This window comes from Actinophytocola sp. (genome assembly GCF_035634895.1).
In the GTDB taxonomy this organism is placed as follows: domain Bacteria; phylum Actinomycetota; class Actinomycetes; order Mycobacteriales; family Pseudonocardiaceae; genus Actinophytocola.
Map to the genome: position 1 here is coordinate 18558 of NZ_DASQCC010000275.1, position 12779 is coordinate 31336.

A 12779-nucleotide genomic window follows, 5' to 3' on the forward strand; every position below is an offset into this window, starting at 1 on the left:
GTGCCCTGGCGGTCACGCGCGGCGCTTGCCCTTGTCGACGCTCCCGCTCGGGCCGCCCGGGGGTGGACCACCGCCGTGCTCCCAGGGGCCGCCGGGGTCGCGGTTGCCGATGGCCGGGCCGCGGCCCTCGACCTCGTCGATGACGTCCTGCTCCTCCGCCAGGGTCGGCAGCCGCTGGTCACGGATGACCGGCCGGTTCAGCAGCAGCTCGGCGGCGTCCCGGTCGGTCAGCGGCGGAGTCACCCCGTTGACGCCGGGGGCGGTGGCGTAGTGGATCCCCTCGCCCCGGGCGTGCGCGTTCATGATCATGTGCCGGAACGACTCGTCCGCGATCTGGCCGGAGAGGGTGTTGTTGGTGGCGCGGAACTCCGGCCGGAAGGCGTAGTCGAGCTGGTTGAGCTGGATGGCCGTGTTGGGATCGCCGGCCTCCAGCGCGTTCCGCTGTGCGTCGCGGTAGTCCTGGGAGGACTTGAACCCGGACGGCGACTCGTCCTTGTGCATGCCGGTGCCCCAGTGCGCCCGGTGCGCGGGCTTGTCCTCCTGGTAGGCCCACGCGTGGTTCTCCACGAACTTCTGCTGCCTACCGGCGCCGCGCCCGTCGCCGCTGCCGCGGCCGAGCGCCTCGTAGCCGATCGTGTGCTCCGACTGGTGCGAGCCGCCGCTGACCTTCGTGTCGAACAGCTTGCCCAGCCGCTGCTGCTCACGCTTCTTGGCGCCGTGCTCGCCGTCCGCGTAGCTCTCCTTCCGCACCTTGTTCGGGCCGGAGTCGTCGTCGTCATCGTCGTCGTCGGCCCGCCTGCGCTTCTTCTTGTTCGCCATCGTGGACGGGCCGGGGCCCGCCTGCGCGTCGTGCTGTCCCGGCGGCTTCCTGCCGCCGCCGGAGCCACCCGCGAGCGCGCACGCCATGAGGCCGAGCGGGTCGATCCACGCCGTCGGGTTTCCCACGTAGGCGAAGGAGTCCGGGGACGGGTCGAGGCCGAACGGGTCGTGGGACAGGTACCGGCCCGTGTCCGGGTCGTAGTAGCGGTTGACGTTGTAGTACAGGCCGGTCTCGGCGTCGTGGTACTGACCGGGGAACCGCAGCGGCGTGTACGCGGTCCCCCGCGCCGACAACAGCTTGCCCCACAACGTCATCCGCGCCCGCCAGGCCACGTCTCCCCGCTCGTCGACCAGCTCGCTCGGCGCGCCGACCAGGTCCGTGACCACGGTGTGGAACTCGACGCCGCCCCTGCCGAGGACACGCCTGGTCTGCGTGACGACCCGGGCCGTGCCCGGTTCCCAGTCCCACACGGTCGCGACCGGCTGGGCGTGCGTGCCGCCGTCCCGCACCTCCTCCGCCAGGTTCGCGCCGTCCCAGGTGAACTGGGTCTGCTCGGCGATCCGGCCCGCCCCGTCCAGGCGCTGCTTGCAGATCCGCCTGCCGAGCGCGTCGTACCGGTACCGCCAGCGCTGGCCGTCGGGGGTGGTCACGCCGGTCAGCCTGCTGTCGTCGTTCCACTCGAAGCGCCAGCGTCCTCTCGCGACGGTCCGGCCCTCGGGGTCGTGCGCGTAGACCGTGTCGCCCGCGGACACCAGCAGCGTGCCGAGGTAGTGCCGCGGCCCGGCGGCACCCGGCCAGCTGGCGTGCTGGATGGTGCCGCCCGGCGCGTAGGTGTAGCTCTCCTGCCACGCCCGGCCCCGCACGGCCAGCACCCGGCCGGCCAGGTCGACGTCCAGCACGCTCGGCCCGAACTCCGTGTCGTCGACCCGAGACAGGTGACCGTCGGGCAGGTAGCCGTACTCGCGGCGCCGCACGATGCCGGCGCCGGCACGCACGGTCTGCGTGGCCAGCCGGTCACCGGCGTCCCAGCTCTGCCGCAGCTCGACGCCACCGCACGACCGGGCCAGCTCGCGGCCGGCCAGGTCGTGCTCGAACCGGACGGTGCGGCCCGCGGTGTGCAGCGCGACCGGGCGGTCCGCCGCGTCGTAGGCGAACCGGGACTCCGCGCCCGACGGTGTGCGGCGGGTCGTGCGGCGGCCGGCCAGGTCGTAGGTGGACCGGACCGTGCGGCCGTTGATGGACTCGGCCACGACCCGGCCGAGCGCGTCGTAGGTGAACGTGACCTCGGCGTCGGCGTTGCGGGCCGAGGTCAGCCGGCCGGCGGCGTCGTAGGTGTACTCGGCCGTGTCCTCGGCGGAGGCCCCGGTCGCGCGGCGGCGGACGATCCGGCCGAGCTCGTCCCGGTCGAACGCGACGGTCTCACCCGCGCCGTTGCCCCGCAGCGCGAGCCGGCCGGCGGCGTCGTAGCCGTAGTGCGTGGTGCGGCCGTTGTAGTCGGTCTCGCTGACCAGGTTGCCGGCCGGATCGTAGGTGTAGCGCCAGTCCAGGCCCTGCTCGTTGGTCACCGACACCAGCCGCAGCTCGGTGTCGTACGCGTAGGACAGCCGGCCGCCGTCGGAGCCCGTCTCGGCGACGAGCAGGTCGAAGTGCCCGTACTCGGCGGCGGTGGTGGCGCCGCGCGGGTCGATCGTCCGGTGCTCGTGCCAGCGCCAGACCGCGCCGTCGGGGTCGATCCGCTCGCGCGGCTCACCGGCTGCGTCCCAGGTCGTCGTGGTCGTGTTGCCGAGCGGGTCGGTGACCGTCGCGCGGTGGCCGAGGTCGTCGTAGGTGTAGCGGGTGACGGCGCAGAGCGGGTCGGTGACCGTGACCGGCAGGCCGGCGGCGTTGGACTCGACGCGCGTGACGCCGCCGAGCGGGTCGGTCATGGTGTTGACGTTGCCGGCGCCGTCGTAGGTGTACGTGGTGACCGCGCCGGTCGGATCCATGGTGCGGACGAGCTTTCCCCGCCCGTTGTACTCGCGGACCCACACCGCGCCGTCGGGGCCGGTCGTGATGACCGGCTGGTTCCGCCCGTCGTACTCGCGGCGCGCCTGGCTGCCGTCGGGGCGGGTGACGGTGGTGATGTTGCCGGCCGCGTCGCGTTCGTAGCGGGTGGTGCGGCCCAGCGGGTCGGTGCGGGCGAGGAGGCGGCCGTGCTCGTCGTGCTCGTAGCGCGTGGTGCTGCCGAGCGGGTCGGTCTCGGCGGTCAGCCGCAGGCGGTCGTCGAGGTGGTAGCGGGTGGCGTGGCCGAGGGAGTTGGTGACGGTGGTGACCCCCTTGTCGTAGGCCAGTTCCGAGTCCAGGTAGCCGTCGGCGCCCTCGGTGCGCACGCAGCGGCCGGCGTGGTCGTAGTGGTAGCGGTACCAGCGGCCGGCCTGGTCCTCCCAGCGCACGACCCGGCCGTCGGCGTCGTAGGTGAACCTGGTCGTCTCCCTGGCGTCGGTGACCTCGGCCAGGCGGCCGTTCTCGTAGCGGTAGCGGATGAGCTCCTTGCCGCGCAGGGTGATCGCGGTGATGCGGCCGTCCTCGGTGTGGAGGTCGAGCCGGTAGCCGCCGGAGTGCTCGATGGCCGTGGGGGTGCCGTCGGCGGCGCGACGGAGGTCGATGCGGTTGCCGTCACCGTCCATGACGGACTTCAGGTGGTCGTCGAAGAGCATGACCCGGTCCTGCGCCGGGTCGACGACCTCGTAGCCGTCACCGACCCGGCGCAGCGGGAGGCGCGGGCCGGTGGCGGGCAGGACCTCCTGGCCGCCGAACGGGACCGGGTAGACCAGGATGGTGCCGTCGGCGAGGACCAGGTGCAGGCCGTCCGGCTCGACCTCGATCCGCTGGTCCACAGTGGACGCCCAGGACTCGCCGAACCACCGGCCGAGGCGGTAGGACGACAGGTGTGTGCGGGAGAAGGTCAGCGGCAGCGCGCCGGCCAGCTCGATGTCGTCCCGCGGCATGACCATCCAGCCGGTGGCGACGTCGATCGGGTCGCCACACAGGGACTTGTCCCTGACCGGTGTGCCGTGTGCGTCGGGGTTGCCGTTGAAACCCTTGGCACGCGGCGGTTCCTTGCCGCGTGCCGGGGTGGTGGCGCCACCGAGGCCGCGGGAGCCGCCGATGCCGGCGCCGTGGCCGCGGGCCGGTGGCCCGGACGGGTCGACCGCCAGCTTCCGCAACGCCTTCGAGGTGTCGCCGAAGAGGTCGCCCTCGCCGCGGGCCGCGTCCCCCGCACGCGGCCCGCCCGTTCCGGCGCCGGCCCCGACCGGCTCCGGCGCGGCCCGGTCATCCGGGACGGAGACTGGGACGGTCGGTCCGTGCACTCCCCTGCTGAGGGCCGGACCTTCCTCTCCGCCACCGGATGCCGGACCGCGTCCCGCCGCGGCCACCCGGCCGGGCGAGCGTGATGGCACGGGTCCAGGACGCGTGCCAGCTCGTGGGTGTGTCACCGGTCGCCCTCCAGCAGCCCGAGGACGGCCGCCCTCAGCTCCCGCGGGCCGGCGGGTGAGTACTCGGCGGAGAAGCCGCGGGCGCGGCCGGGCGACGTGCGCACCAGGTGGCGGCCGGCCGCGGTGTCGACCCAGCCGATCATGTCCGCCCACAGCCCGCGCCGGCCCCGGCCGGACGCGGCGAGCAACCCGCCGCCGGTCCGCGGGCCGGCCAGCTGTGCCGCGAGCCGGTCGGCGCCGCAGGCGTCCGGGCCGACGACGACCGGGACGCCCGCGGCGGCCTGTGCGGGCGGCAGCAGGCCGACGACCTGGCCGACCAGCTCCTCGGCCGGGAGGAGGGTCAACCGCAGCTCGTCGTCGGCCGGCTGGACGATGGTCAAGGCCTGGTCGCCGCCGGCGACCGCGAGGGCGGTGAGCTCGCCGGGCGAACCGGTGACCGACACGGCCACCCGGTGCTCCGCGAGCAGCTCGAACGCCGTCCGCGCCGGGGAGTGCGGCCCGGTGGTCAGGCCACGGCTGTCGAGTGCGTCGCGGACCGCCTCGGCCATCAGGGGGTCGACGCTCAGGTCGCCCAGCCGCAGTGGGAACAGCCGCGAGCGCACGCCGAACGCCTGGCGCAGCACGGCGAGCTCGACGGGATCCAGGGTGAAGCCGACCAACAGGGATTGCGCGTTCACACCATCCAGCTTCGGCCCCGGCGGGTGGCGTAGTCATCGGCCACGGCACGTAGGTATTGCGGAGGTATCGCGTGGGTACTGGCGTCCGCTACTCGCCGGCCGCCGCCCGCATGATCTCGATCCGCGAGCGCAACCGCAGCTTGGCGAGGATGTTCGACACGTGAGTCTGCACCGTCCGGCGCGAAAGGAAAAGCTCGTCCGCGATGTCCGGGTTGGACATCCCACGCGCGACCAGCTTCGCCACCCGCGTCTCCGCCGGCGTCAGCGCCGCCCACCCGGTGGCCGGCCGGCGACGCAGGCTGCGCGGACCGCGCCGGATGCCGAACGGCCGCAGCCTCGCCTCGACCCGCCGCAGGTCCCACACCGCGCCAAGGCCGTTGTAGACGTTCAGCGCGTCGGTGAACGCGGTGCGCGCCGGGCCGGGCTCGTTGTCCTGCGCCAGCGTGACCGCCGCCTCCTCCAGCGCCAGTGCCTGTTGCAGCGGCCAGCCGTACTCGCCGTAACGCCGCGCGGCCGCCATCAGTCCCTCGGCGTCGCCGTCGCGCAGGGCCTGGCAGCACTGGGCCGCCGCGATCCGGTCCACCTGCGGGTTCGCGTCCGCGTCGGCCTGGCACATGGCCACGACGGTGTCCGCGAGGTCGCGGTCGCCCACCGACAGGGCCAGCCGGACCAGGTGCGGCATCAGCTCCTGGCGGGTGCGCTGCCCCGGCACGTGGCTGTGCGCCAGCAGGGTCGCCAGCCGGTCCAGCGCCTGTCTCGGCTCGCCGGCGGCCTCGGCGGACAGCGACCACGCGGCGGCCAGCCGCCAGTTCGCCGGCAGCTTCGTCAGCTCCGCGAAGTCGTCGCCCGCCGCGGCGAGCCAGGTGTTCGCGGCCTCCCGGTCACCGCGGTGCAGCGCGATGAGCGCGCCGACCGCGAGCGGGTTGAGGTTGGCCCGGTTGGCGCGGAACTCGGCGTCGATCCCGCCGAGGTGGACAAGCGCGTCGTCCCAGTCGCCGTGCATGTAGCCGACCTCGCCGGCCGTGGCGAGCAGGCCCGCCGCGCGGAACGTGCCGGCCCGCTCGGCCAGCACCAGCGCGCGGGGCAGCGCGACCTCGGCGTCGGCCCAGCGGCCGAGCACCGAGAGGTAGGTCAGGCGGTTGTTGGTGAGCAGCAGGCGCAGGTCCGTTGACTCCGGGTCCTCGCCCAGCTCCGCGAGCGCGCGGTCGATGCGGGCGACGGCGGTCGGGGCGTCGACGACGAGCGTCGACGCGTGCAGCGCGTAGGCGAGGGCCAGCCGGTCACCGGACCGCGTGGCCTCGTCCAGCGCGTGCCGCGCGTTGGTGGCGGCCGCGTCGACCTCGCCGAAGGACGCGAGGTTGATCGCCGACCAGGCGAGGAACCGGGCACGCAGGTGCGGCGGCACGTCCTCGCCCAGCGGGGTCCTGGCGAGGGCCAGCGCCTCGTCGGCCTGGCCGGCGCGGCCGGCCGCACGCAGGCGCAGGATCGTCATGGTCGCGGCCAGAGCGGGGTCGTCGGTGTGCCCGGCGACCTCCGCGGCGAGGCGGCCGGCCTCGGGGCGGCCGAGCCAGTAGAGGACCTGCGCGGCGCGGGCGGCGAGGACCGGCCAGAGCGGGTCGTCGGCGCCGTGCCTGCTGGTGATGCGCAGGAGCAGCTCGGCGGCGACCTGCGGGACGGCGTAGAGCATGGTCTCGGGCACCCCGGCCAGCCACTCCGCGACCCAGCGCTCACCCGCCCGCGGCGCGGCGAGCAGGTGCGGGGCAACGACGTCGACCCCGCGGCCGGCGGCGGCGAGCTCCCTGGCCAGATGGCTGTGCAGGCCCTCGATGGTGGCCGCGGAGGCCTGGCCGACGAGCACCTGCCGGATCACCTCGTGCCGGAACGCGAGCCGCGACCCCGCCTCCTGGATCGCGCCGGCCGCGATGGCCTCCTCGACGGCGAAGGTCAGCTCGGCCACCGACCGCCCGGTGGCGATGACCAGCTCGTCGATGCCGAAGTCGTTGCCCAGCAGGGCGGCGACGCGCAGCATGTCGGCGCTGGGGAACCGCAGCCTGCGGCCGATGGCGACCGCGAGGGAGTCGGGCACCGCCCCGTCCGCGCCGCGGAACTCGCCGTCGGCGATGAGGCCGTCCCGGGTGAGCGCGTCGACCAACTCCCTGACGTACAAGGGATTTCCGCCGGCCCTGGCCAACTCGCCGCGCAGCCGCGGGCCGGGCGGCGCGCCGAGCAGCCGCTCGGCGACCCGGGCGGTCCCGTCCTCGTCGAGGGGCGCCAGCTCGACGATCTCGCCATCGCGCTCGCGGGTGAGGTCGTGCAGGCGGGCGACGGTCGCGCGGTAGGGCGCCGGCCGGTCGGTGGCGAGGAGCAGCAACGGGATCTGGTCGACGGCGCGGGCGAGGCGGTTCCAGAGCAGGAGGCTCGGCTCGTCGGCGAACTGGAGGTCCTCGGCGACGAGGACGACCGGGCCCGTGGTGCAGAGGCGGTCGACCAGTTCGAGGAGCCGCTCACCGGCGGCCAGCACGGGGTCGGCGGCGCCGGTGTCCTCACCACGCAGCAGGCGGTTGATGGCGGCTTTGGCCGGGTCCTGCGTGCGGGCGGACACCCCGAACGCGTCGGCCATCAGGCGGAGCGGAAACGCCTGCGCCAGCTCGTCCCCCGTGGCGCGGTGGACCGTGCAGCCGGCCAGCCGTGCCCGCTCGGCCACGGCGTTGACGAGCGCGGACTTGCCGATGCCCGGCTCGCCACGCACCCAGCCGAGGCCGCCCCTGCCCTCGGCCACCAGACGCGTCAGCTCGTGGAGCCGCGCCAGCTCCCGCTCCCGTCCGATGAGTTGCCGGTCCTCCCCTTCTGCCATGTTTCGCAGACTACTGAGCCAATTTCGTGATCGGCCCGGTCAGCTGTCGAATCCACCATCGACGGTGATACTTGTCCCAGAGATGTATCTGGCGGCCACGCTCTGGTCAGACCAGTCCTGGACGTGGTTCGGATCGCCGCGGGCGTGGTACTCGGCCCCGTCCCCACCTCACCGGGCTGGGGCACTGAAATCCATGCGGCCACCGAGCACCATCCCGCCCGGTGGCCGCATCCCTTGTGACCGGCGTTCGCCGGCGCGCGACCCACGATGTCGGTGCCCTGTGGAATGTCGGTGCCCCGTGGGACGATCGAACCGGGGGCCGGAGGCCACGCCCGCCGCTCACAGCTCCCCCAGCCGACGCCGCAGGAAACCCCTTTCCGCGTCCGTGGTCGCCAGTCCGAGCGCCTTCTCGTACGCCTCCCGCGCCGCCGCCACCTCCCCGGCCCGCCGCAGCAGCTCGGCCCGCGTCGAGTGGAAGTACCGGTATCCATCGAGATCCAGCGCGTCCACGAGGGCCAGCGCCGCCCTCGGCCCCTCGGTCTCCGCGACCGCGACCGCGCGGTTGAGCGCCACCACCGGCGACCCGGTCAGCTCGTGGAGCCGCCCGTACAACACGGCCACCGCTGGCCAGTCGATCTCCGGCTCGGTCTGCAACGCGGCGATCGACGCCTGCACCGCGTACACGCCCGCGGCACCGAGCGCGGTCGCGCGCGCCAGCATCGCCCGCCCCCGCGAGACCCGCGCCAGGTCCCACAGCCCGCGGTCCTGGTCGGCCAGCGGGACGGTCTCGCCGTCCCGCACCCGCGCGGCCCGGCGTGAGTCGTGCAGCAGCAGCAACGCCAGCAGCGCGAACACGTCCCGCTCGTCCGGCATGAGGTCGGCCAGCATCTCCCCGAGCCAGATGGCCTCCGCGGCCAGGTCGGCCCGGCCGTCGCCGTAACCCTGGTTGAAGATCAGGTAGACGACGGACAGCACGGCCCCCAGCCGGTCGGGCAGCAGGTGGTCCGGCGGGGTCGTGAACGGGATCGCCGCCGCCCGGATCTTGTTGCGGGCCCGGGAAAGCCGGCGCTTCATGGTCTCCTCGGGCACCAGGAACGCCCGGGCGATCTCCGCGGTCGTCAGCCCGCCCAGCGCCCGCAGCGTCAGCGCGACCTGCGCCTCCGTGGCCAGCGCCGGGTGGCAGCACAGGAAGACCAGCCGCAGCCGGTCGTCCGGGACCGTCTCCGGCGGCGTCTCCAACGGCCGGGCGGCCGGCGGCCGCCGCCGGCGGATGCGGTCGATCGCCCGGTTGCGGGCGGTCACCACGAGCCAGGCCCGCGGGTTGTCCGGTGGACCGTCCCGCGCCCACCGCTCGGCGGCGATGGCGAACGCCTCCTGGGCGGCCTCCTCGGCGAGGTCGACATCGCCGAGGAAGCCGACCAGGGACGCGAGGACCCGGCCCCACTCGTCGCGGAAGACCTGGTCGAGCACTCAGTACTCCAGCAGCGGCCGCACCTCGACGGACCCGCCCATCCGCAGGGCCGGGATGCGGCCGACCAGCTCCAGCACCTCGTCCAGGTCGGCCGTCTCGGCGAGGAAGAACCCGCCGAAGACCTCCTTGGTGTCCGCGAACGGGCCGTCGGTCAGCAGCAGCTCGCCGGCCGCGGACCGGACCGTCGTGGCCGTGTCCGCCGGCTGCAGCCGCCGCCCCTCGAACACCCGCTCGTCGTTCCGGATGGCCATGTACTCCGCGGTGATGGCGGCCCGCTCGTCCGCGGTCATCCCCGCGTAGGCGCCGGGCTGTTCGTTGATCAGCAGTGCGTACCTCATCCGGCCCTCCCGTTCGGCGAAACCTCGGTGACCTTGCCCATGTCCAGCTCCTCTCAGGTGGATCTGGCGACAGGACGAACGCCGCGCCGCGACGGGGACAGCGAGCCTACGTGACGCCCGTCACAGACGAGAGATCGTGGCCAGCCGGGCATGACCTTTCGGGCCGAGATGTCCCGACCCACCCCACGGCACCCGCGAGCGGTGCCAAGATCGACAGGGTTCACCTCTCGACGAACCTATGGGGGTTCCTTGTTCTCCACCCTTGTCAGGACCGCTGTCGTCGCCGCGGTCGCGGTGGCCGGGCTCTCCGCCGGCACAGCCGCCGCGGACACGGCCAGACACACGCTCAACGTCGTCGCCCTCGGCGACTCCTACGGCTCGGGCACCGGCGCGGGTGACTACCTCGACGGTACCGGTGTCGCGAACGGTTGCTGGCGCAGCGCCAACTCCTACTCCGAGACACTCGTCGCACGGCTCCGCGACGCCGGCGCGTCGGTCTCCTTCACGAACGTCACCTGCAGCGGCGCCTCGACGGCCACCCTGCGCGAGGAGTTCAAGGGCGAGGCGCCGCAACTGGACGCCCTCCAGCCCGACACCCACGTCGTCTTCCTCAGCATCGGCACCGGCGACATCGACTTCGCCGGGTACGGCGCGCAGTGCGTCCTCGCCGACTGCAGTGGCCAGCCGACCCAGGACGAGCTTGCCAAGCTGCCGGGCATGAGCCAGAACCTGGCCACCCTGCTCGCCGACATCAGGACACGCAGCCCGCACGCGCACGTCGTCCTCACCGGCTACGGCAGCCAGCTCACCGACGGCCCCAACGCGCCGGACGTGCCGCTCGACCCGATCTGCGGCGACGGGATCTTCACCCCCCAGGAACGCATCGACGGCAACCAGGTCGCCGCGGCGCTCGACCAGACCCTGCGCGGCACCGCGCGTCAGGCCGGCGCCACGTTCGTCACCCCGTACGGGACCCCGGAGTTCGCCGGGCACTCGCTGTGCCAGGCCGACGTGCCGTACTACCGCGGCTTCGAGGCCCTCGCCCCCGGCCAGGAGGGCCTGGAGGCGGTGCTGCACCTGAACGCCACGGGTCAGCGCACGCTGGCCGACCTGATCCAGCACAGGTTCCACCTGAGCTGACCCTGTCCGTGGGTCCTGCCGGGTCCACGTCTCCGTAACGCGACCAACATTCAGGAATCACCGCGCTGACGGGCCCGCCATGGGAACAGCGCCACCTCGGTGGCCGTCCGCATGGCGGCCTGCAAGCCCGCGGGGTCGGTCCCGTCGATCCCGTCCGCGCTGTCCATCAGGCCCTGGAGCGCACCGGCGACCGCGCCGACGAACGCGCCCGTCAGCGCCGCCGCGTGCACCAGGTCGAGCTCGGCAAACGCCTCCGCCAGGTGCTTCGCGATCTCGCGCTGGGCCGCCAGCTGCACCTGCAACGCCCGCCCCCGCACGGCCGGCACGGTCTGGATCATCCGCATCCGCAGCACCGCCAGCGGGCCGACCATCTCCTCGCTGGTGCGGTGGACCTCGCCCAGCGCACGCAGCAGCACGTCCGCCGGTCCCTCGTCCGGCCCGCGGGTCGCGATGGCGTCGACTGCCGCCCGCACGCGTGCGTCGTACTCGGGGAACAGCAGCTCCTCCTTGCTGCCGAAGTAGCTGAAGAACGTCCGCGCGCCGATCTCGGCCGCCGCCGCGATGTCGGCGATCGTCGTCTCGTCGTAGCCCTTGCGCGCGAACAGTTCCGTCGCCGCGTCGACCAGTGCCTGACGGGTACGTGCGCGCTTTCGGTCGCGAAGGGACATGGCGGCAGCATACGCAGACCAGCAGTCAGTGCAAAACTGCATTCATTGCATTTCTGCACTCACTGCTGTTAACGTCGGCGGCATGACGAAGAACGTGCTGATCTCCGGGGCGGGCGTGGCCGGCTCGACCCTCGCGTACTGGCTGGCGCGCAACGGCTTCAAGCCCACCGTCGTGGAACGGTCGGCTGGCCGGCGCTCCAGCGGCAACCCCGTCGACGTCCGCGGTCCGGCCGTGCCGGTGGTCCAGGCCATGGGCATCGTGCCGCGGTTACGGGACGCCGCGACGACGTCGAGACGGATCCGCCTGCTGGCCGGCGACGGCCGCCAGGTCGCGACCGTCCGCATGCCGTCGAACAAGGGCGACGAGGTCGAGATCCCCCGCGACGACCTCGCCGGCATCCTGTACGAGGCGGCGCGGGACGACGCCGAGTTCCTCTTCGACGACACGATCACCGAGCTGCGCCAGGACGGCGACGGCGTCGACGTCACGTTCGGCCGGGCCGCGCCCCGCCGGTTCGACCTCGTGGTCGGCGCGGACGGGCTGCACTCCACCGTCCGCCGCATCGCGTTCGGGCCCGAGCACGACTTCGTCCGCCCGACCGGCATCCACGTCGCCACGACGTCGTTCGGCGAGCCGGCCGACCACCCGGAGGATGTGATCCTCTACAACACGCCCGGCCGGCTGGTCGGCATCCACCCGTCGCGTGGCACGGGCGGGGTCGCGTTCATCTTCCGCGCCGAGGTCGACGGCTTCGACCACCGCGACCTGGTGCGGCACAAGCGGATCGTCGCCGAGGCGTACGCGGGCGTCGGCTGGCGGGTGCCCGAGCTGCTCGACCGGTTCCGCGCCGCCGAGGACGTCTTCTTCGACGCCGTCAGCCTGGTCGACCTCCCGTCGTGGTCGGCGGGCCGGATCACGCTCGTCGGCGACGCCGCGTCGTGCGTGTCCCTGCTGGGCGACGGCTCCAGCCTCGCGATCGCCGGCGCGCACACGCTGGCCGACGCGCTCCTGGCGCCGGCCGGGGCGTTCGCCCGGTACGAGACCGCGCACCGCCGGCTCGTCCGGCCGAAGCAGCGTGCCGTCGGGCTGTCCGCGGCGCTGCTGCTGCCGAGGACCAGGCTGGGCCTCGCGACCCGCAACCTCGCCGCCCGCCTGTGGCCCGGCGGCCGGTGAGCTAGTGTCCCGCGCCGGAGATGCGGTGATTAAGTCGGTGGATCCAGGTTTCTGCTGGCAAGACGCCGGTTCGCCCTCGTACTGGGTCGTACTTGGGCGAACCGGCAACGCCGCCAGCAGGAAGCTGGGCCGCCGAATTAGTTGCCTGATTTCCGGCGCGG

8 protein-coding genes are annotated in these 12779 nt (G+C 73.7%); 2 read left to right on the forward strand and 6 right to left on the reverse strand.

Features of this window, described 5'->3' with window-relative positions; translation table 11 throughout:
• Positions 1–12 precede the first annotated feature (12 nt).
• The 5 genes from VET29_RS42345 to VET29_RS42365 form a co-directional block, all read right to left on the reverse strand.
• Positions 13–4170, reverse strand: coding sequence for an RHS repeat-associated core domain-containing protein (locus tag VET29_RS42345; protein WP_324932653.1), 4158 nt, complete (start codon positions 4168–4170; stop codon positions 13–15).
• Between the two features lie 122 nt (positions 4171–4292).
• On the reverse strand, positions 4293–4973 hold the full coding sequence (locus VET29_RS42350; RefSeq protein ID WP_324932658.1) for an ESX secretion-associated protein EspG: 681 nt from the start codon (positions 4971–4973) through the stop codon (positions 4293–4295).
• A gap of 88 nt (positions 4974–5061) precedes the next feature.
• On the reverse strand, positions 5062–7827 hold the full coding sequence (locus tag VET29_RS42355; RefSeq protein ID WP_324932661.1) for a helix-turn-helix transcriptional regulator: 2766 nt from the start codon (positions 7825–7827) through the stop codon (positions 5062–5064).
• Positions 7828–8166: 339 nt separating this feature from the next.
• Positions 8167–9297, reverse strand: coding sequence for an RNA polymerase sigma factor (locus tag VET29_RS42360; RefSeq protein WP_324932664.1), 1131 nt, complete (start codon positions 9295–9297; stop codon positions 8167–8169).
• Positions 9298–9636, reverse strand: a complete 339-nt coding sequence (locus VET29_RS42365; RefSeq protein ID WP_324932667.1) for a YciI family protein — start codon at positions 9634–9636, stop codon at positions 9298–9300.
• A 249-nt stretch (positions 9637–9885) separates the two neighbouring features.
• Here VET29_RS42365 and VET29_RS42370 point away from each other — a divergent pair, with 249 nt between their 5' ends.
• Positions 9886–10776, forward strand: coding sequence for an SGNH/GDSL hydrolase family protein (locus tag VET29_RS42370; protein ID WP_324932670.1), 891 nt, complete (start codon positions 9886–9888; stop codon positions 10774–10776).
• Between the two features lie 50 nt (positions 10777–10826).
• Here VET29_RS42370 and VET29_RS42375 read toward each other — a convergent pair whose 3' ends face one another.
• Positions 10827–11444 carry a helix-turn-helix domain-containing protein gene (locus VET29_RS42375; RefSeq protein ID WP_324932673.1) on the reverse strand — a complete coding sequence of 206 codons (618 nt, stop codon included), beginning with the start codon at positions 11442–11444 and terminating at the stop codon, positions 10827–10829.
• An 82-nt stretch (positions 11445–11526) separates the two neighbouring features.
• Here VET29_RS42375 and VET29_RS42380 point away from each other — a divergent pair, with 82 nt between their 5' ends.
• Positions 11527–12618 (forward strand): FAD-dependent monooxygenase, encoded by a 1092-nt coding sequence (locus tag VET29_RS42380; protein WP_324932676.1) that lies wholly within the window; start codon positions 11527–11529, stop codon positions 12616–12618.
• Positions 12619–12779 lie beyond the last annotated feature (161 nt).

Bases quoted from the DNA above. Each gene is read 5' to 3' on its own strand.
- VET29_RS42355 (WP_324932661.1), bottom strand. From the start codon at position 7,827: ATGGCAGAAGGGGAGGACCGGCAACTCATCGGACGGGAGCGGGAGCTG.
- VET29_RS42365 (WP_324932667.1), bottom strand. From the start codon at position 9,636: ATGAGGTACGCACTGCTGATCAACGAACAGCCCGGCGCCTACGCGGGG.
- VET29_RS42375 (WP_324932673.1), bottom strand. From the start codon at position 11,444: ATGTCCCTTCGCGACCGAAAGCGCGCACGTACCCGTCAGGCACTGGTC.
- VET29_RS42380 (WP_324932676.1), top strand. From the start codon at position 11,527: ATGACGAAGAACGTGCTGATCTCCGGGGCGGGCGTGGCCGGCTCGACC.